Origin of the sequence: Flavobacterium indicum GPTSA100-9 = DSM 17447 (genome assembly GCF_000455605.1) — a bacterium.
Taxonomy (GTDB): Bacteria; Bacteroidota; Bacteroidia; order Flavobacteriales; family Flavobacteriaceae; genus Flavobacterium; species Flavobacterium indicum.
In genome coordinates this window covers 2680278-2701299 of the sequence record NC_017025.1, presented here as the reverse complement: position 1 = coordinate 2701299, position 21022 = coordinate 2680278, and the positions used below count along the sequence as shown (strand labels likewise).

Sequence of the window (21022 nt, the reverse complement as noted above, 5' to 3'; positions counted from 1 at the left end):
ACCGTAACAAATTGCTAAAAAAACCGTAAAAAAGATGAATATTTATTTAACAAATTTGTAGAAATAAATTAAAATTAGCTTGATAATTTAATTAGAAATAATTCATACTAATTTTTCTAAATCTGAATAACAAAACAATTAACCTATACTTTTTATGGAATTAAATTTTAGAGAAATTAGAATAGCAAAAGGTTGGAGTATTGAGTTCACTGCAAATTTAATTGACGTTCCTGAGGATCTGTTTGAAGAACTAGAGTTGACATTTGATAAATACTACTTTGATAAGTATCTAAAATTATGTGATGTTTTAGAAATTGACGTTCGATTATTGTTTAAATATTTATTCCTAACGGCTAATGATATTACCATCGTTTTTGATCTGATTAATTTTTATGAAGAAAAATTAAATCAAAAACAGCTGTTTCAATTTATTCCTGAATTTGCAGTTAATTAGAATAAAAAAATGGTCTCCTTTTTGTGAGACCATTTTTAACCCGAATTAAGCGTTAGACGCTTAATCGACGATTTTTATTAATATTTTAATAAAAATGTCGGGGTTAACCAAGACAAAATCTTCGATTTTCGTCTTCCCTTTGGGCAAATTCCGCTAATGCGGATTTTGGGTTTAATTTAACTATGAAGAAAATTAAGTAATGGATTCGTGTTTAATACGGTTAAAAACCCAGAAAATAATTGGAAATACTAATAAAGTTAGAACCGTTGCTGAAATTAATCCGCCAATAATAACTATAGCTAATGGTTTTTGAGATTCAGATCCAATGCCCGTTGAAATTGCTGCAGGTAATAAACCAATTGTTGCCATTAAAGCGGTCATGACTACAGGTCTTGTTCGAATTTTAACTGCTTCTAATATGGCCAAATTTATTTCAATACCTGATTTAATATTTTTGTGAAATTCTGAGATTAATATTACGCCATTCTGTATACATATTCCAAAAAGAGCTATAAAACCAACTCCAGCAGAAATTCCAAAATTCATTCCGGTTAAATGTAATGCCAATATTCCACCAATTAAAGCAAAGGGTACATTAGCTAATACTAATAAGGAATCTTTTATGTTGCCAAACATAATGAATAGGAGTACAAAAATCATTACAATACTAATAGGTACTACTTGAGTTAATCGATCTGTTGCACGAACTTGATTTTCAAATTCACCTGTCCATCCAATGCTATATCCGTCAGGAAGTTTGATGTTTTTTTTCACATTGGCTTGTGCTTCTGCAATGGTACTTCCAAGGTCTCTATCTCTTACAGAGAATTTAACACCAATAAATCGTTTAGAATTATCTCTGTAAATAAAGGCCGGACCAGTTACGGTCTTAATTTCTGCAATTTCTTTTAAGGGGACTTTCGTTTTGTTTAACGTGGGAACCATAATACTTGCTAAATCGTCAATGTTTTTTCTATAGTCTTTATCATATCTAATTCGCACATCAAATTTTCTATCGCCCTCATATTTTTGAGTTGCTGTTTTGCCTCCAAAGGCCATTTCAAGTGCAGTTTGAGCATCCGAAATGGTTACTCCATATTCTGCCATGTTTTCTTTATTGAGTACAACACTAACTTCGGGTTGGCCAATGTTTCTTAATATTCCAACATCTTTTATTCCTTGAACATGTTCTATTTGTTTTATCACTTCATTCGAAAGGGAATTTAATTTATTTAAATCTGGGCCATAAATTTTAACAGCATTTGAGGCATTAATTCCAGCAACAGCCTCGGCAACATTATCAATAATGGGTTGAGAATAGTTGTAACCAATTCCTTGGTATTTTTTTAATTTATGATCCATTTCCTCTACCAATTGATCGACTGAGATTTTTCTAGTCCATTCCTCTTTTGGTTTTAAGTTTACCTGCATCTGAACATAATAGAAACCACTTGGGTCCGTTCCATCATTACTTCTTCCTGTTTGAGATAAAATACCATTAACTTCCGGGAATGAAGCAATTTCTTTTTTTAGTACTTCAACCATTTTAACGGTTTCACCTAGACTAGAACTCATCGGTAGTTTTGCTTCAACCCATAAAGCTCCTTCATTCAATGGAGGTAAAAATTCGGTACCTAAAAATTTAGAAGAAAATAAAGTTACTACCAAAATACTCAAAGAAACCAAGAGAGAGAGTTTCTTGTTTTTAAAAGTAAAAGCAAATCCTTTTTCAACAATTCTATTCCAAAAATCAACAAACTTATTATGTTTTTCTTTTACATTTTTATTTAATAATATATGAGATAAAACAGGTACTAAGGTTAAGGTAAATAGTAGTGCGCCAAGTAATGCAAACCCAAGGGTATAGGCTAATGGTGAAAACATTTTTCCCTCTACTTTTTGAAATGAGAAAATGGGTAGTAAAGCAGTAATAATGATTAATTTAGAGAAGAAAATAGCTTTTCCCATTTCTGTCCCCGTTTTTTTAATCCATCCGCCTTTTGCTAGTTTGTTGAATTTATCCATGCCTTCTTTCGCCGCCCGATGGTCGAGCATTACAAAAAGTCCTTCAACCATAACAACCGCTCCATCGATGATGATTCCAAAATCAACCGCTCCAAGAGAAAGTAAATTAGCGCTCATTCCCATAAGGTGTAAACAGAAAAAAGAGAACAACAAAGCAAGGGGAATTATGATTGAAACAATAACTGTACTCCTCCAATCAGCCATAAATAAAAATACCATTAAAGTCACCAATATGATACCTTCAGCTAAATTATGCATTACAGTATGGGTACAAAATTCCATCAGATTGTCACGATCATAGAAAATGTCGAGTTGTACATCTTTTGGCAGCATCGTGGCTTGAATCTCTTTAATTTTTTCTTTTACAGCTGCTAAAACAATAGGCGTGTTTTCTCCTTTTCGCATTACAACTATTCCTTCAACTACATCTGGATTATTGTTTAATCCTGCTTGTCCTACACGAGGCATTGAACCTTCGTTCACTAATGCAACATTTTTAACCAAAACAGGATTTTCTCCATTTTTAGATATAATGATATTTTCGATGTCGGGGATGGATTGTAAAAGTCCAATACCACGAACTACATAGGCTTGACTATTTTTTTCAATAATATCACCGCCTACATTCATATTACTTTTGTTTACAGCTTCATAGACTTCTAGCGGAGTTAGGTTGTATTTTTCAAGTTTACGAGGGTCAACACTTATTTCAAAAATTTTAGTCTGTCCTCCAAAAGCATTAATGTCAGCAACACCAGGAACTGAACGAAGCGCTTTATCAATTACCCAATTTTGTAAGGTTAATAATTCTCTTGAATCTTTGGTTTTACTTTGTAGGGTGTAGCGTAAAACTTCGCCTGTAGGGCCATAAGGGGGTTGCACTTCGGGTTCCACATCCTCAGGTAAAGAAACATTTCGTAATTGATTGTTTACCTGATTTCTTGCAAAGGCATCATCCACACCATCATCAAATATGATTTTAATTACAGAAAGTCCAAACATAGAAGTACTTCTTACACTTGTTTTTTTCTGTAATGAAGTCATAGAAAGTTCAATAGGAGTGGTTACAAAACGTTCTACTTCTTCAGCACTTCTACCATTCCATTGAGTAATGATAATGATTTGGGTATTGGTTACATCAGGAAAAGCTTCAATGGGCATGTTTTTGAAGGCAAAAAAACCTGAAATGGTTAAAATTCCCACCCAAAAAAAAGTGAATGCTTTGTTTTTGAGTGAAAAAGCTATGATATTTCGAATGAATTTATTCATGTTAAGGAGATTAATCGTTTAAAGCGTCATAAAATAACAACTGATTGTGTGTAATTACTTTTTCGCCTTCTGTTAATCCAGAAGTGATATAAGCTATTTCTTTTAGTTGACGGTATACTTCAACCGGTCTAGTTTCAATATGTTTTTTATCTTTATAAACCATCACATAGTTTTTGTTGTTATCAAAAACAATAGCATTAGAAGGAATAGCTAACATAGATTTGTTTTCTGTATAGGAAACAGAAATAGTAGCTTTACTATCTGGTACTAATAAGGAATTAGGATTGTTAAGTACAATTCTTACATTCATGGCATTAGTTTCAGGATCTATGATTCGGAAAATTTTATCGATTTTCCCTTTAAAAACTTTATCTTGATTAGAAAGTGTTGAAACTGTTGCGTCCATTCCAAGCGCAACTAGATTGATATCGCTTTCATTTACATTTGCAATAGCCCAAACATCTTTTGTGTCTGCCACATCAAAAATATTATCACTTCGATCACTCCTCAATTGCATATCTTGATTGATGTTTTTCTGAATAATATAACCACTTATAGGCGCTACAACTTGATAAATAGACCCAGGTTTGATATTGATAATTTTATAAGTTTGTTTAATTCGGTTTAATTGTGATTTTGCAATGTTAAGTTCGTTCTTTGCTAAAAGGACATCTCGCTCGGTGTTTAATTTACCTTCAAAAAGTTCTTTTGCTACTTTCAAATTATTTTCAGCAACTTTTACTTCGCCAATGGCATCTTCATATTCTTTTTCATATCCTGCCGCTTCTGTACTTCTAATAGTAGCTAAAATTTGTCCTTTTTTTACATAATCTCCTAGTTCAACAAACACCTTTTCTACATTTCCACCTACCATTGGATAAACTTCAATCAATTTGTTTTTGTCGGCTGAAATTTTACCAAAAAATTTAATTTCATTTTTTAACGGTTCTACTTTTGCTGTAGCAAATGTGGTTGTTTTAAGCATGGTTTCAGTAATTTCAAAACCTTTTTCTATAGGTTCAGATTCTACTTTTTTACAATTTTGAAATCCAAAAGAAATCAAAATTAGAAATCCGTATTTTGAGATTTTATTTATCATGATAACGTTTTTTTTAGAAAATTTTTGACGCGGTTGTATAATTTAATTCTTCGCAGGTTTTTAAGTAGGCCTTTTTAATGTTGTTTATAGAAATGATACTTTCATTGTAGCTTTCAAGAAAATCTGTAAATTCTAATAGCGAGATGTTTCGTTTCACAAAGTTTGTATATACCCCTTGGTAAACAGTATCAAGATTCGAAGGAATTTCTGTTTTAGTAATTTGAAAGTTTGTTTTTTGTTCTTGAAATTTATCTAAAGCTAATTTTACTTCATTTTTTATTTCAATTGTTGCCATTTCTTTTTGTTGTTCTGCTTGTTCTATTTCAAATTTTGCAGATTTAATATTGCCTTTATTTTTGTTCCAAAGTGGTAAAGGAAAAGCTAAAGTTAAGTTCGTCTGATTGTTAAAAGCCCCTCCTCTCTGGTCATAACTAGCACCTAATGTTAAATCAGGAATAGCCAGAGATTTTTGTAGTTTTAAATTAATAGAGGCATTTTCAATTTGTGTAGCTGCTTTTTTGAAATCGGGTCTGTTTTCTAATGCTGTTTTTTGTAAGTTCAAGAGGTCATCAAATACTTCTTTTTCATAGATTTTTATTTCATCTGTTGATGGCTCAAGTACGTAGTTTTCTTGTCCTGAATAACCAAGTAATAAATTAAGTGATTTTTTGTTTTCATTAATATTATTGATTATTTCCGTTCTGTTTTTTTGAAGATTTAATTGAAGATTTTGTAATCGAACTAAGTCTTTTAATGAGATATTTCCTTTTTTGTTTTGTTCAGAATAGGCATTTATTACCGATTTTATATTGATCAATTGCTTGTCTAATTCTTGAACAGATTTGGTGTCAAAATAGATTTCAAAATAACTTTGACGCAATTGAAATTTCAATTCTCGCAATAAGATTTCAAAATCATAATTAGCTAATTTAGCATTCGATTTAGCTAATTCTATAGCGTTTTTTCTTTGTCCGCCAATATGAATAAGTTGTTGAATATAAGCCGATTTTTGACCTTGTTGGTTTACATTGAAAAATTTTTGTTCGTTATTTGGTGCCCAAGCATTAACTTCCAATCCAAATTGAGGATTATCCCAAATTTTGGCTTGTAAAATTTGTGCTTCACTGATATCTATATTATAATGATTCGCAAGTAAGTATAAATTGTTTTTCAAAAACAAGGACTCACTTTCCGCAATAGAGAGTTTATTTTGGGCAAAGATTTGGGCAAAAAAGGTGCATAAAAAAAGACCAATTAATTTAGTTTTCATAGGAAATAAATTATTGGTACAAAGTTCAATTGACGAACTTAAATGTGCTTTAAAATCTCCTTAAAAAAAACTTAAATTGAGAAATTTATGGTGAAAATGTTGGATTGATTACTGTACCTGTAAGTGATTTGAGCATTGTGATATTCTAAGATTCTTTTTACAATTCTAAGTCCAATTCCACTTCCTTGTGTATTTGTAGCATTTTTACCTCGAACAAAAGAATCAAATATTTTAGATTGATCTTCAACGGGTATAGAAGGCCCATTATTTTCTATTGATACAGCTAATTCTTTAACCGATTTTTGATGAATTGTAATATTCACTTTTTTGTCTTCTGAGTATAAAAAACCATTTTTAATTAAGTTTGTAAATACAATCACTAACAAGGCTTGATTTCCTTTAATTTCCAATGGATTATCCATGTCTGTATGATCAATAATTTCAAAATGAACAATTAATTCAGGATAATTTTTAGCAGTTAATTCATTGGCTTGCAAAATGATATCATCTATTCTGATAGGTTTAAAGTTCTTGTTAATTTCAGATCTTTCAACTTTTGCTAAAAGTAATAAAGCATTAATTAAATCGGCTACTTGATGAATATCATTATTAATGTTTTTTAAATATTTTTTTGTTCCTTCAGAATGTTCTTCTTTAGTCATTAAATTTTCTATTTGGAGAGCAATCCGAGTCAAGGGAGTGTATAATTCGTGTGAAGCATTTGAAGTGAATTCTTTTTGCATACTAAATGATTTTTCTAATCGATCTAGCATGTTGTTGAAAGCTTTCGTTAGTAAGTCAATTTCGTTTTTAGTATTACTTTCAGGCAATTTTAAATTTAGTTGGTTAGCAGAAATTGATGTGATTTTTTCTTGAAAATCATCTAAAGGTTGTAAGGATTTTTTAATTAAGAAATAGGTAAATGTCCAAATAAATAATATACTAATTACAAAAGAAACTATTAATGAAACCAGTAAGAAATTCATTTTGGAAATCCCATATTTATCTTGCCCAAGTATTAATACATAGTAGCGGTCACTTTTACTAAAGTCGAATCGTACTCCAAGCAGTTCTTTATCATCAATAGTCCTAAAAAATGTTCTTTTTTTATTGAGTAGTAACAAATCATTTTTAGTCCAATTAATTTTTGCATCATCAATACTAGTATAAATTAATTGGTAATTAGCATCAAATACTAAAATCTTCTCGTTATTAATTTTATTTAATGTTTTTCGATCTAAAATTTGAAGTGTAACATTGTCAATACGTTTAATTTCGTCAACTAATTTTGCTGTGTTATAAGCTTTGTTTTCAAGTTTTTCTTCAAATTCTACCTTTCTAAAATCAGTAAATCTTAAATAAACAAAAATGGCTGCCAGTCCAAATAATAAGGAAAAGGCAAGGGAAATATTAATGGCTACTTTTCTTTTTAAAGTCATTCTTCTACGTTGATATAATATCCAAACCCTGGTCGGGTTAAAATTAATTTTTCCTCAAAATTTTTATCTATTTTTTTTCTTAAAAAATTAATATATACTTCAATGGTGTTTAGGTTACTTTCAAAATGAACATCCCAAATTTGCTCCGCAATAGCATTTTTGGAAAGGGTTCTTCCTTTCGCTTTTGCTAATATAACCAATAACTGAAATTCTTTTGGAGTTAGTTCAATAACTTCTTGATTTCTTTTTACCTTGGATTCGTCCAAATCAATTTCTAAGTCCTTAATTTTAATAATTTGATGGTCTTCTTGTTTGGTTGTACTTCTTCTATGTAAAGATAAAAGACGTACATACAACTCGTCAAAGTGAAAGGGTTTGACTAAATAATCGTCTGCACCAAAGGTAAAAGCGTCTAATTTGTCCTGAATTTCTCTATAGGCAGTTAACATTAAAATTGGAGTGTTTTTATCTGTTTCTCTTATTTTTTTGCAAACATCTAAACCATTTAGTTTAGGTACATTAATATCTAAAATGTAAAGATCATAAGTTTCATTGTTTATTTGTCTAAAAAATAATTCACCATCAAAGACAGCATCACAATCAATATGCATCGATTTTAAATAAGTGACTACTTCATTTGATAAAATTAAATCATCTTCTAATACTAAAACTCTCATGTGCTATATTTTTGTAAAATTAGTGGAAAGTTTTTAAACAAAATAATGAATTAAAATAGTTTTTATGTTTGTACTTTTGCTAAAAAAATCGCGATGAAACAAACTTTATTACCTCATACTAATTTAAAAGTTAGCAAAATATGCTTGGGAACGATGACTTTTGGGAATCAAAATACCGAAGCAGAAGCGCATGCGCAATTAGATTATGCTTTTGAAAGAGGGATTAATTTTATTGATACGGCAGAAATGTACCCAATTGGTGGAAATGAACACATTTTTGGTAGTACCGAACGCTATATTGGGACTTGGTTAGCTAAAAATAAACACAAAAGAGATCAATTAGTGATTGCTACTAAAATTGCGGGGCCCAATCGTGGGATGAGTTACATCAGACAGCCACTAGATTTTTCTAAAAAAAGTATTAGCGAAGCGGTTGAATTGAGTTTAAAACAACTGCAGATAGATTCTATTGATTTGTATCAATTGCATTGGCCTGAACGAATCATGAATATGTTTCAAAAAAGAGGCTTAGAAAAAATTGATACCAGCTGGAAAGAAAATATTGCTGAGGTTTTAACGATTTTTGATGGATTAATTAAAGAAGGTAAGATTAAATATATTGGTGTTTCTAATGAAAATCCTTGGGGTGTAATGAAGTTTTTAAACGAAAGTGAAAAACATGGATTACCAAGAATTGCGACTATTCAAAATCCGTATTCCTTGTTAAATCGATTATTTGAAGTAGGACTTTCAGAAATATGCATGCGTGAGGAAGTAGGACTGTTAGCGTATTCGCCTTTAGGTTTTGGTTTTCTTTCAGGGAAGTATTTAAATGGTTATCCGGAAAATGCCCGTATGACATTGTTTAAAAATTTTGTCCGCTATACCAATGATAACTGTTTTAAAGCTACCAAATTATATAAAGAATTAGCCGATTCTGTTGGCTTAACACCAACTGAATTAGCCATAGCTTTTGTTCATCATCAATCGTTTGTAACGTCAACTATCATTGGTGCCACGTCAATTGATCAATTAGAAGAAAATATCAATGCGTTTGATGTGCTATTAACTGATGAGGTACTTAATGAAATTAATAAGATACAAGAGATGATTCCAAATCCAGCACCTTAATTTAGGAGCAATCTTTGGTTTTAATATCAATTTAAAACCCGACAAGTTTTAACAACCTGTCGGGTTTAGTTTTATATTCAATTTCCTATTGAGAACCAAAACTTAGTTTAAAAAGATCTTTTAAAGATTTCCTATGACTTTGTCTTTAGGATGCTTCACTTTGTAACTAATTCGGTATTTCTTAGTTTCATTGGGTTTAAGTTTGATTTCCCAAGTTAAAACGCCTGTTTCTTCATTGTGTTTAGCCCCATCTTTATCTAAATATTCAATCGTGATGTCTTTATCCGTACTTAACGGGAATTGGTCTTTCAATAACATTTGAATTTCTTCTTTTTTGTTGTTTCTTACCGTAATATCATACGTAAAGGTTTGTTCTTTATAAGACGATAAGAATTTAGTTCCCGATTTATCAATCACTTTTTCACGTTTAATGGCAATTTTTTTATCTCTACCCATACTCAAATTCAAAGTATCTTGCGTTTGGTTTGGATTGATATAGGTTTTCCCTACATTCATGCCTTCAAAAATGATGTTGGCTTCTCCTGGTAGCAAATTGTATTTACCATAGTCATTTAATTCCGCTAATAAAAACGCTTCTTTTTCCATTTTTGGAACTGCGTAATATTTATACGTTGCAGGTAATTTCAAATCTTTCAAAGCCACACTGTGCATTTTTCCATTCGACAAAATATCATACGGAATATCAATATCAAAAGTAATGTTGAGTTGGTTTTCTTCAATTGAAGTATAATCATTCATATCTTTTGTTGAGACTTGTATAACGCCATTTACTCCTTGTGCACCATAAAGTGCCGCTCCTTGCGCTCCTTTTAACACATTAACTGATTTTATAACTTCTGGAGGCAATTGTGTTAAAACGGATTGATTTGAAATTTGTCCATCTATTACTACTAATGCGTTATTCTCACCAGTAATACTTCGATTGCCTCTCAATACAATTCTTGATTCAAAATCTTTATTTTCATTTATTTGTAATCCAGAAACACTACCACTCAATGATTGAATGGTATTACTCACGGGCGCATTTTGATAATACATCTGATTAGGATAACCGTATCGTAAAAACCAAGCACTCAAAATAGGAGCCGTATTACTTTGGTTAGGGTTGCCATTGGATAAAGCTAATTTTACTTTTTTCCAATCCACCCCTGTGTTTTGCATTACTTTTCCTTTGTACAATAAATTGATTGGAGATGAAGTGTTTTCTGCTCTTAAATCATAAAACGGTTGCCATGACGCATTATTGGTAATATAACTAACGTCTAAATTCACAATTCCTGCCACTTCATTCATGACTTGTAAAACCAATTTTCCTTTAGAAGCTTTTTCTTCTTTTTCAGTATTGATTTCTAGTTTTTTATTTAATAAATCAATCTTTTTTTGGAGTGTTGCTTCTTTGTCCGATAACTCATTCATGGCATTATTCAACTGGGTACGTTTGGCATTATAATACTCTACCAATTTCATTAATTCAGCAACATTTATACTTGAATTTTGACCCGAAATTTGTTGGTTTTTATCCAATAATTCAATGGTTTTTGAATGCGAAGTTCGTTCGTTTGTATGCCTTAATTTGGATTTTTGAAGTAGTTCAATACTATCACGTACTTTTTTTATAGATGGATTATTTTCGTCAATTTCATATTCCGAAATATAGTTTTGAGTAAATTGAATGGATAGGATGGTCAAGGTACTTGGTGCACCAATTTGAATGGTGTTTTCATTCAATTGATCGGCCACATTTTTAATAACAACTTCATGCGTACCTACGGGAAGATTTAAAGAAGTGGTTTGCATCAATTCAGCTCCACTAAAATAAACGGTGGCTGCTTTAGTTTTTGCAGTAGTAAAAAAAGGTTTTTGTGCAAAAGCTGCTAAAACACAAAAGCAAGTTATTATAGAGATTTTAATTTTCATAAGTAGTTTATTATTTTGTTACTGTAAATCCTTTTGTTTTTGCTAATTCAGTTATTGAAGTAGTAATAGTTACCCCTAAATCATCTTGCACATTTTGTTTTTTATTTTCTGCATCTAAATATGCTTGTCTTTGTTTTGCCAATGCTGCAATTTCTTTTTGAATGGTTTCTCTTTCTTTTGTTTTTTCTTCAACAATTTTTTTAATTTCAGCAGTAGTTTTATTTTTCAATTCAGCAGGTAAATCCTCTTTTTTAATTTTTGTTAAGGCATCTTTGTCTTCTTTTAAACGATCCACTAAGTCCCAATTTTCATTAGAATAAACAGCTTTTGATTTACTCACGGTTCTTTCTGTGAAATTGGCGGTAGAAATACTTTCAGCATTTTTATCTTGTACGGCCTGATTCATTTTTTTGTATTTTCCTTCTGTTCCGTACCCTATATAAGTCGCGTTAATTTTGGTATTGCATTCATTTATTTTCACATCATAAGGAGTTACAATGTATTGAACAGAAAGGTTACTGTTAATGTTGAAGTATTTTCCAGTTGCTAAATCGGCACCTTCTTTCCAAAATAACTGAATTCCTTCATTTTTGTCTCCACAAAAAATAGTATTCACATATATATTGTTTTTTAAGGCTTGTGTGACAGCTTCGTTAGAAACAATTGGGCCTTGTTTAAATGATTCATTCCCTGCTATGTAAATTAATTTCATCACGCCTTTTCCATCTTCCCATTTTAAATCTTTCGTCGCTTGTTGTATTACTGCGCCACAATATTCTGACCCTCCATTAGTGCGAAGTGAAAATAGTTTTTCAGAAATTAAATCTAAATCTTTGGTTAGTGGAGTTACTTGTCTTATGAAGTTACCTTCGGCAGCTAATCCATCATTTCCATATTCATATAATGAAATTTCAATAACCGGATTCTTTCCTTCGTATTTTAGTGTAGTCAACGTATTTACGATATTCCAAAGTCTTGATTTGGCTTGTTCAATTAATCCATCCATACTATTAGAAGTGTCTAATAATAAAGCAACCTGAATTTTAGATTAATTTTCAATTGGTTTTGTGATTTCAATTGGAGTTGTTTTCGAATTACAACTTAATAATCCCATTAAAAAAAATGTAGTTGTTAAAATGATATTTTTCATAACCTATATAATTTACTTGTTTCTTATATAGATTATAAAAAGGTTGAAAAGGTTGGAATGGAATTAAAAAAAAATTAAAATTCGATTTCTTCTGTTGCTTGAATTGTATCTTTTTCTACCAATTTAATTTTTAGAAATGAGCGTGCGTTGCCAGTAATTTGTATTGGAATTGATTGGCCAATCGTATCTGTTTCCATCAATAAACCACGTTTCAACATTAAGTTTTTAATAAAATTTTGATTTTTTACAACATAGTCTTTTTGATTTCCTGTTGCATCAAATTGCCACATGAATTTTTTTGGTTTGGGAACTATAGTTGCTAAAAACAAACACTCATTTAAATTTAATTCTTGCGGTTTTTTATTAAAGTAAAACACAGCAGCTTCTCCAATACCATAAACATTTGGTCCCCATTCAATAATGTTGAAATAGACTTCTAACATGCGCTCTTTAGAAGTAATTCGGTTGTTTTCTAGAATATATACTAATAAAATTTCTTCTAACTTTCTAGACAATGTTTTTTCACGGGTTAAAAAAACATTTTTAATTAATTGCATACTTATGGTACTGGCGCCACGAGCAAATTTTTTAGTTTTAATGTTCTTAATTATAGATTGTTTAAAGGCTTCCGTAATAAAACCTCTATGTTTCATAAAAGAGGGGTCTTCACTGGTAAGTACGGCATTTTTTAAAACAGTTGGAAGTTCTTCATAGGAAGTAAAATGAGGGTTGGATTGCCCAACGATGATTGGTCTCTGTAAAATTCCGTTTTCTATGGCACGATAAGTAAATTCATGATTTAATTTTTCTAAATCTGCTTCTCCATATTTTACTATTTGTAAATTGTTTTTATGAAATTGACTGTCAAAGATTAAATTATTAGGCTTGTTTTTATTGAATTCAAAATCCAAATTATAGCTAAAACTTCCTTTTGCTTCCATGCCTTCAAAATGTCGAAATAAGCCTTTAGGTAATGAAGTGATAAAAGCTTGGGCTTGGGTTTCTGGAATTTTAATTTTCAATTTGTAAATGGTATCTTCTTCTGTATTGTATTCTACAAATGGTTGTACTTTTATTTCATTTAATTGTGCCGTTGAGGTACTGTCGATAGAAATGAAATCAGTACCTAGAAGAAATTTATAATCAAATTTTGCTTTATCAATTACCACATCTTTGGAAGCAATTTTTGGATGGTTAATTGTAAATTGATTAATAGAAGCAACTCCATCAATATGTAATTCATTGCTTGAATAATCAATATTGTTGAGTTGTAAATGAATGTTTTTGAAATTAGATTTTAATCCGAGTCGTTCTTCTATATAAGGAATTTTAATTGAAGAAGTATCTGCACTATGAAAGCGTAAATCAGATTTCATTTCTCTTGGATTAGCCCTGCCATCTAATAGCCAAGTTTGTTTTTCAGATGCACTGGTAACGATAATTTTTGAATTCAATTTTTCGTTTTGTAATTCTAATTGTTGCATATTGAAACCTACTTTTCTTCCCATGTCATCAATTTTTAATGACAAATTGTTCAATTTCATTTCAGAAGGAATTAAATTCAAAACCTTAGAAATTAATTTATAGGCTGTTTTAGCATAATTTTTTTTTGAAGTTGAAGTAGACAATGTGTCTTTTTTTAAAAAGGCATCAAAGTTTCTTCCATTTTTGTTTTTTACCAATTGAATATAACCATCATGCATTTCTAAATTATTAATTTGTAAATCGCCAGTAATTATTTCAAAAAGATTGATTTTAGTTTTTATGGTGTTAACAGCAAGTAAAGTGTCGGCATTATTAGGTTTAAGAGAAATATTATGCATTTCTATTCCTGAAATTCCAATTAATTCGGCTTGGCCAATTTTAAAAGTACAATCGTATTTTTGACTTACTTTATTTTGGATTTTTTCTATTGCATAAACTAAAATTTCATTTCTAAAAATATAACTCAATAGAAATGAAAGTGTGATTATACAAAGTAATATCAGGCTTATTTTTTTAATTTTTTTCTTCATAAATCATTTAGAAAGTGAGGCTATGAATCGTTCAATTTCCACTTTTTGATTGGCATATTTTTGTTGTAATTCACCATCTTTTGGCATTCTATTATAATACTCTAATGCTTTATTTGCAAAAAATAGGCGGTGTCCTTTAGATGCATTAGGTACTTTGGGAAACAGCTTGTGAAAACACATTTCATAATAGGCTTGCCATTCTCGTTCTTCCCTTATTTGGATACTGTAAAGTTTAGACTTTTGTATTACATGTACCATTTCATGAGCTAATAAGTTAATCATGAGCTCAAATTGAAATTCAAATGCGTTTTCTGGAATGCGAATAGAAATAGGTTCACCTATTTCACCTTCTGCAGTAAATAAGATATAACTTGGATCTGCTTTTTCACGTAATAGGATTCTGGCAAAATTAGGTTGATTAAGTTCGAATTCATCAATTAGAAATAAGGCAGCCTGTTCTGTTTGCCCTAATTCATGATAGGTTTGAAGGAGTTGCACTATTTCTGCTTTCGATTTCATTTTCAGAGATCTTCATTAACTGAGTTAAACGAATCAAGTTGTGTGCAAAGTACAACAAAAGTTGCAAATAATTTAATTTAATCACAACTTCATCTTAAACTATTTCATACCCCATTTTTAAGCTTTTATTCATAAGAAAAGCGACTTGGTGTTTAATACTATTTTTTGTATAGAATTATGAAATACATTTAACTAAAATTTTAAAATCTAATTTATGAAAAAAATTATTCTCTTAATCTTATTATCAAGTGCCTTTAGCTTTGCACAGCAAGACTTTGTTATAGCAGGAGGCAATGGTTCGGGGTCAGGAGGGTCGGTTAGTTTTTCTCTAGGTCAAACAGCAATTACAGAGCTGAATGGTACTAATGGGGCAATGTCCCAAGGCGTGCAACAACCTATAGAAATTTATACTTTATCGGCTTCATCCTTTGTAAGTGATTACGAAATGAGTTTGTTTCCTAATCCAACGGTTCACAACATTACTTTAACATTGAGTAATTCGATCAATTTTAATCAACTTTCTTATGAAATGTATGATGTAACAGGTAAACAAATTCAAATAGGAAAAATAACAAACAGTGAAACGGTTATTGATGTTTCACAATTAGCGTCCTCTATTTATATATTAAAAATCAATGAATTAGGGACAAACGTTAAAACTTTTAAAATAATTAAAAAATAATAATTATGAAAAATACTAAATTCACAATACTTTTTTTGTTTTTAAGCCTAGTAGCTTTTGCACAAGCACCGCAAAAATTTTCTTATCAGGCTGTTGTTAGGAATGCATCGAATGCACTAGTTTCAAACGCAAGTGTAGGTACGCGAGTAAGTATATTGCAAGGTTCGGTTGCTGGAACAGCTGTATACGTAGAAACACATACTGTTTCAACTAATGCCAATGGTTTACTAACTTTAAGTATTGGTGAAGGAACAGTTGTTTCTGGATCAATGGCAACAATTGATTGGGGGGCTGGGCCTTATTTTATTAAAACGGAAACGGATCCAACAGGTGGTACTTCGTATTCGATTACGGGTACTTCTCAAATGATGAGTGTACCTTATGCGCTTTATGCAGCAAAATCTGGAACTACAGCTCCTGCAGGATCGGATATGCAAATAACATATAATAATGCAGGTGTAGCCTCTGGGAGTTCAAATAACATTTGGGATAATGGAACTAACACTCATACTGTAGTAGGAACTTCTGTGACTACTAATGAACGTGTAACTTCATTGGTGGGTACTGGTACACGTGTAGTTTTAACAGATGCTTCTGGAAATCTAACAGTTTCTGGTGCTACTGGAGTTACAGGTACAGGGAACACAAATTATCATACTAAATTCACTAATGGACCTGCAGGTATAATAGGTAACTCAATGATACAAGATAATGGGACTTCGGTGAGTATTAATTATCCTGTTCAAGCCAATTCTCAATTATTTGTATATCGTCAACAACAAACAGCAAATGGGGATGGACAGACATCAATCTATGGGTATCGTGATCGTAATAATCAAAATGATGGATCTAGTTATGGACAGAATGGTGGTAATACAGGGGTTGCAGGGATGTCTTTTTGGGGAGACCAATACTCTTCTGGAGTAGGCGGATGGAACTATAATGATTTTACACGAACAGGAGGAGTAATTGGAGGGGAGATTTATGGAAGTTATTGGGGTTCTTTAGGATATAAGTCTGCTGCTAGTACATATTTTGGAGTATATGGATCAAATGCCTATAGTAGTGGAACTGGACGATTAGCAAATAATTTAATGCAAGGTGTAGGAGGTGGTTTCTTTGGAATGATAGGTTCTATGTCAAGTGGAAATGTAGTTGGCCAAATTAATTCTGGAGATCTTTTTTCTACGTATAATTCAGGAAATGTATATACTTTAGGTAAAAATATTGAATTAGTTGGTGCTGAAAACCAAGCAAAAACAGCGGTTTATGCGGTAACTAGTGTTGAGTCTACAATTTATTCTAAAGGAAAAATTCAATTAGTTAATGGTGAAGCTCGAGTTTCATTTGATAGAAATTATTCTGCTTTACTTGGTGAAGAGCCTGAAGTAACAGTAACCCCAAAAGGAAATTGTAATGGAGTTTATATTGCTGCTGTTGATAAAAATGGATTTACTATTAAAGAAATGAATAATGGAACAAGTAATGTAGTAGTTTCATGGATTTCAGTTGGGAATAGAATTGATAACAAAGTTGAGGAAGCTACCAAAATGGTTACAAATTCTGAATTTGATAAAAATATACAAGAGGTTTTATTTAATGATGGAGCTAACTTAACAGGAAAAGGTAAAGCAATTTGGTGGAATGGAACTAATTTACAATTTGGATTAATGCCAGAAAGTTTATCAAAAGTAATTCGTCCGAAAGAATAAACAATAACAAGTAATAGAGATATTAATAAAAAGGCTTCAATTCTGAAGCCTTTTTTTATCCAAATAATTCCTGAACTAAATCTTCAATTTTTGCCACTAATCGAACATCAATCTTATAATCTTGTGGGGTAATTTTATTGTATTTTGAAACAAAAATTGTTGAAAAACCTAATTTTTCAGCTTCTTGTATACGTTGTTCCACTCGATTTACAGGCCTAATTTCTCCAGTAAGACCAACTTCACCTGCAAAGCAAAAATCTTTATCAATCGTAATGTCTTCGTTGGAAGATAAAATGGCAGCAACTACGGCTAAATCTATAGCCGGATCGTCAACCGAAATTCCACCTGTAATATTTAAAAAGACATCTTTGGCGCCTAATCTAAATCCTGCTCGTTTTTCTAATACAGCCAAAATCATGTTCAACCTTTTTAAATTGTAACCAGTAGTGCTTCGTTGAGGGGTGCCATAAACTGCAGTAGAAACTAAGGCTTGAATTTCTATCATCAGTGGACGCATCCCTTCAAGAGTGGTTGCAATGGCTGTTCCTGAAAGATAATTTTCTTTGTTGGAAATTAATATTTCAGAAGGATTAGAAACTTCTCGTAACCCTGAACCTTGCATTTCATAGATGCCTAATTCTGCTGTTGATCCAAAACGATTTTTTAAGGAACGTAAAATTCGGTAGACATGATTTCTGTCGCCTTCAAATTGTAAAACGGTATCAACCATGTGTTCCAATATCTTTGGACCTGCAATTGTACCATCTTTGGTAATGTGTCCTATTAATATAACAGGTACATTGGTTTCTTTTGCAAATTTGATGAGTTCAGCCGTACATTCTCTAATTTGAGAAATACTACCTGCAGAAGATTCAATATAATCGGTTTGAAGGGTTTGAATGGAGTCTATAATTACTACTTCAGGTTCAATTTCTTCGATTTGACGAAAGATGTTTTGTGTTTTTGTTTCGGTTAAAATGAAACAATTGTCGGATTGATGTGTAATTCTCTCGGCTCGCATTTTAATTTGTTTTTGGCTTTCTTCACCAGAAACATATAGCGTTTTATAGGGTAGACGTAATGAAATTTGTAAAAGCAAGGTGCTTTTTCCTATCCCTGGTTCACCCCCTAATAGGGTTAATGAACCAGGTACAAGACCACCCCCTAAAACTCGATTTAATTCGCTATCGGTTGTGTTTAACCGTACCTCTTCTGAAGTACTTATTTCATTTATTTTTAATGGCTTTGGTGCTTTTTTGTTTTCAGATGATTGTGACCGCCAAGCCTGTTTTTCTTCCTTTTGAATGATTTCTTCAACTATAGTATTCCACTGTTTACACGAAGTACACTGTCCTAACCATTTAGAGAAATTTGTACCGCAGTTTTGACAATAAAAAGAAGTTTTAAGTTTTGCCATTTTTAAAATAAATTATTCTTTTTTCTGTTCTTCGGTAGGAGTTTCTTCAGTAGGAGCTGGAGTTTCCTCTTCTTTTGGAGCGTCTTTTTTACCTTTTAATGCTTCGGCTCTATCCATTAAATAATCTTTGGTTAAATCACCAATTGGTTCTTGTGTATAAGCTCTTAAATATTCTTTTATGGCTCTTTTATTATCTCCAGTTTTTTCAAAATACAATCCTCGTTGATAGGTTCCAAGCATTGTTTTCGGATATTGTTTGTCTGAATAATCAGCTAACAATTGAAATTCATCGTAAGCTTTATTTTTTAAAATGGCTGCTTCAATAGCTTTAAAGTCAGACATACGAGGTTGCATTTTTATTCCGATTTTTTTCTCAATATAATCGTATTTGTCAATTAAATACTGAGCATATCCTTTTTCTAATTTTAAAATTTTCTCATTGAATTCTAATTTTGAAATAGGTTGGTATCCATTAAAAATGAAATAAAAAGCACTTGGAATGGCCTCTGCAACTAAAGAATAATGAGAAGTGTTTTTAAACACATCATATCGGTAAATTACATTTGGATTTTTTATTTCTTTTGCAAAATCATCTAATTTTTTAGTTTTTTCTTGAATTTCTTCTAAGTCACCTGTTGATGTAGCATGATAATAAAAAATTGGTTTTTGAATTTTTGATAATCTTTCAGCTATTCTGTCTTCCATTAATGGAGCCATTTCGGGAGATAAAGATATGAATGCATTAAAAATAGGATCGTCTTTATATAAGTAAAAATTCAAGAAGCCAGCAGTCGTGTCGTGTCCAGCAATCATTCTAAATGGTAATGTTCTGTATTTACTTTGTACATAAGGCAATAACTCAAATCCAATGAATTCAAAGAATTTTGCACCAGAATTAGCAGGTAGTCCATCTTCTCCATATTCGCTATCATTGAATCGTGTTTCACCATAATTTTGATTTATAGCCACAATTATCATTTCGGGTAAATCATCCCAATAATTGCCATATTTTAAAATTCCTGAAAAAGGATCCGCTAGGTATTCCCCGTCTAATAAAACTAATACGGGATAATTTTTCTTAGTATTGCTTTCGTAAGATGGTGGTGTATAAATAGAAAAAGTTCGTTCTCCATTTAATTTTTTTGAAAAAATTTTGTCGTCTACTTTTTGTGCCAATGATGCAATAGACAAAAACAGCAACACGAATAATGCTTTAATTTTCATGGTTAATGGGTGTTAAAAATAGATTAGCAATTTACTAATTTATTTTTTATTTAAAATAGGTAAGAATAAATAAGATAGTAGTCCTAAGAAAATTGTTAAAATTGTTTGTGAAGTCCAAGTTAACCATCCAAATGCAATTCCCACATCTTTAGAAACGCCAAAAATCGAGAAAATCATGGCTACTGCTAATGGGTAGGCTCCTAGACCACCATTGGTAAAACCAACGGCTAGCGTTCCAAAGATGAATCCCATAATAACAATATCAAAAGTTAAGTTAGAAGTTTCAGGTAAAGCGTATATGGTTACATAAAACATAATTAAATAGGAAAACCAAATAAAAAAAGAATGAAAGATGTATTTCCATTTGTCTTTCATTTTGTAAATACTTTGCATTCCTTCAATTAATCCAGCTAATTTTTCCTTTAATTTTTGAATAATTTTCCATTCGGCATAAATCCATACCAAAATAAAAATAATTCCTAAAATTGACATTGAAATTCCTAAAATAATAATTTTTTCAAAAGGTATTTTAGAAGCTAAGAAAGCATAAAGTTTTTCAAATTGAAGAATAAATGCTAAAATTACAAAAAGTAAAAAGACTAAAAGATCAACTATTCTCTCGGCTACAATAGTTCCAAATCCTTTGTCAAAAGGAACTTTTTCATATTTTTTTAGTAAAGCGGCACGAGTAATTTCGCCTGATCGAGGTATGGTTAAATTAACTAAGTAGGAAACGCATACCGTAAAAAAATCATTGTGAAATTTAGTCTTATAGCCTAAATGGTTTAAAGAGTATTTCCATCGGTATGCTCTTGACCAATAGCCAAATAAGGCAACAATTAGAGATAAAAAAATAAAGGTGTAATCCGCTTTTTGAAAACATACTTTAATTTTATCTAATTCGTTTTGGGTTAAGGTTGAAAACTGATAATAGATGATTCCTAATCCAATAACTAATGGAATAGAAAGACTCAATAATTTTTTTAAATGCTCTTTCACAA

At 31.1% G+C, this 21022-nt stretch carries 16 protein-coding genes; 4 read left to right on the top strand and 12 right to left on the bottom strand.

Annotation, left to right across the window (positions count from 1 at the left end; all coding sequences use genetic code 11):
* Positions 1-154: 154 nt before the first annotated feature.
* Positions 155-454 (top strand): hypothetical protein, encoded by a 300-nt coding sequence (locus KQS_RS12585; RefSeq protein ID WP_014389557.1) that lies wholly within the window; start codon positions 155-157, stop codon positions 452-454.
* Between the two features lie 192 nt (positions 455-646).
* Here KQS_RS12585 and KQS_RS12580 read toward each other — a convergent pair whose 3' ends face one another.
* The 5 genes from KQS_RS12580 to KQS_RS12560 all read right to left on the bottom strand — a co-directional run bounded on the left by KQS_RS12580 (position 647) and on the right by KQS_RS12560 (position 8233).
* Positions 647-3748: an efflux RND transporter permease subunit gene (locus tag KQS_RS12580; protein WP_014389556.1), complete on the bottom strand. Its 3102-nt coding sequence runs from the start codon at positions 3746-3748 to the stop codon at positions 647-649.
* A 10-nt stretch (positions 3749-3758) separates the two neighbouring features.
* Complete coding sequence (locus KQS_RS12575; protein WP_014389555.1) at positions 3759-4847, bottom strand: efflux RND transporter periplasmic adaptor subunit; 1089 nt, start codon at positions 4845-4847, stop codon at positions 3759-3761.
* Positions 4848-4860: 13 nt separating this feature from the next.
* On the bottom strand, positions 4861-6117 hold the full coding sequence (locus tag KQS_RS12570) for a TolC family protein (protein ID WP_014389554.1): 1257 nt from the start codon (positions 6115-6117) through the stop codon (positions 4861-4863).
* Positions 6118-6188: 71 nt separating this feature from the next.
* On the bottom strand, positions 6189-7556 hold the full coding sequence (locus KQS_RS12565) for a HAMP domain-containing sensor histidine kinase (RefSeq protein ID WP_014389553.1): 1368 nt from the start codon (positions 7554-7556) through the stop codon (positions 6189-6191).
* Positions 7553-8233 carry a response regulator transcription factor gene (locus KQS_RS12560; RefSeq protein ID WP_014389552.1) on the bottom strand — a complete coding sequence of 227 codons (681 nt, stop codon included), beginning with the start codon at positions 8231-8233 and terminating at the stop codon, positions 7553-7555. The genes KQS_RS12565 and KQS_RS12560 overlap by 4 nt, the downstream gene beginning before the upstream one ends.
* A gap of 93 nt (positions 8234-8326) precedes the next feature.
* Between KQS_RS12560 and KQS_RS12555 the strand changes: the two genes are divergently transcribed.
* Entirely contained in the window at positions 8327-9364 is a 1038-nt protein-coding gene (locus KQS_RS12555; protein WP_014389551.1) for an aldo/keto reductase, read from the top strand.
* A 120-nt stretch (positions 9365-9484) separates the two neighbouring features.
* Here the strand turns inward: KQS_RS12555 and KQS_RS12550 are convergent, their stop codons facing one another.
* From KQS_RS12550 to KQS_RS12535, 4 genes are all read right to left on the bottom strand, one after another.
* Positions 9485-11302 carry a DUF4139 domain-containing protein gene (locus tag KQS_RS12550; protein ID WP_014389550.1) on the bottom strand — a complete coding sequence of 606 codons (1818 nt, stop codon included), beginning with the start codon at positions 11300-11302 and terminating at the stop codon, positions 9485-9487.
* Between the two features lie 10 nt (positions 11303-11312).
* Positions 11313-12308, bottom strand: a complete 996-nt coding sequence (locus KQS_RS12545) for a hypothetical protein (RefSeq protein WP_051149682.1) — start codon at positions 12306-12308, stop codon at positions 11313-11315.
* Positions 12309-12526: 218 nt separating this feature from the next.
* On the bottom strand, positions 12527-14404 hold the full coding sequence (locus KQS_RS12540; protein WP_316929939.1) for a biosynthetic peptidoglycan transglycosylase: 1878 nt from the start codon (positions 14402-14404) through the stop codon (positions 12527-12529).
* Between the two features lie 66 nt (positions 14405-14470).
* Positions 14471-14986: a hypothetical protein gene (locus KQS_RS12535; RefSeq protein ID WP_014389548.1), complete on the bottom strand. Its 516-nt coding sequence runs from the start codon at positions 14984-14986 to the stop codon at positions 14471-14473.
* Positions 14987-15200: 214 nt separating this feature from the next.
* Between KQS_RS12535 and KQS_RS12530 the strand changes: the two genes are divergently transcribed.
* Positions 15201-15668, top strand: a complete 468-nt coding sequence (locus KQS_RS12530; RefSeq protein ID WP_014389547.1) for a T9SS type A sorting domain-containing protein — start codon at positions 15201-15203, stop codon at positions 15666-15668.
* A 5-nt stretch (positions 15669-15673) separates the two neighbouring features.
* The gene (locus KQS_RS14105; RefSeq protein WP_014389546.1) at positions 15674-17380 is read left to right on the top strand and encodes an autotransporter outer membrane beta-barrel domain-containing protein; all 1707 of its coding nucleotides are present in this window, start codon (positions 15674-15676) and stop codon (positions 17378-17380) included.
* Positions 17381-17435: 55 nt separating this feature from the next.
* Here the strand turns inward: KQS_RS14105 and radA are convergent, their stop codons facing one another.
* Genes radA through KQS_RS12510 form a run of 3 tightly spaced genes read right to left on the bottom strand, consistent with a single transcriptional unit; the run spans position 17436 to position 21020 of the window.
* Positions 17436-18797 (bottom strand): DNA repair protein RadA, encoded by a 1362-nt coding sequence (gene radA / locus KQS_RS12520; RefSeq protein ID WP_014389545.1) that lies wholly within the window; start codon positions 18795-18797, stop codon positions 17436-17438.
* A 12-nt stretch (positions 18798-18809) separates the two neighbouring features.
* Positions 18810-20021, bottom strand: a complete 1212-nt coding sequence (locus KQS_RS12515) for an alpha/beta hydrolase (RefSeq protein ID WP_014389544.1) — start codon at positions 20019-20021, stop codon at positions 18810-18812.
* A 39-nt stretch (positions 20022-20060) separates the two neighbouring features.
* Entirely contained in the window at positions 20061-21020 is a 960-nt protein-coding gene (locus tag KQS_RS12510) for a lysylphosphatidylglycerol synthase transmembrane domain-containing protein (protein ID WP_014389543.1), read from the bottom strand.
* Positions 21021-21022: the final 2 nt, after the last annotated feature.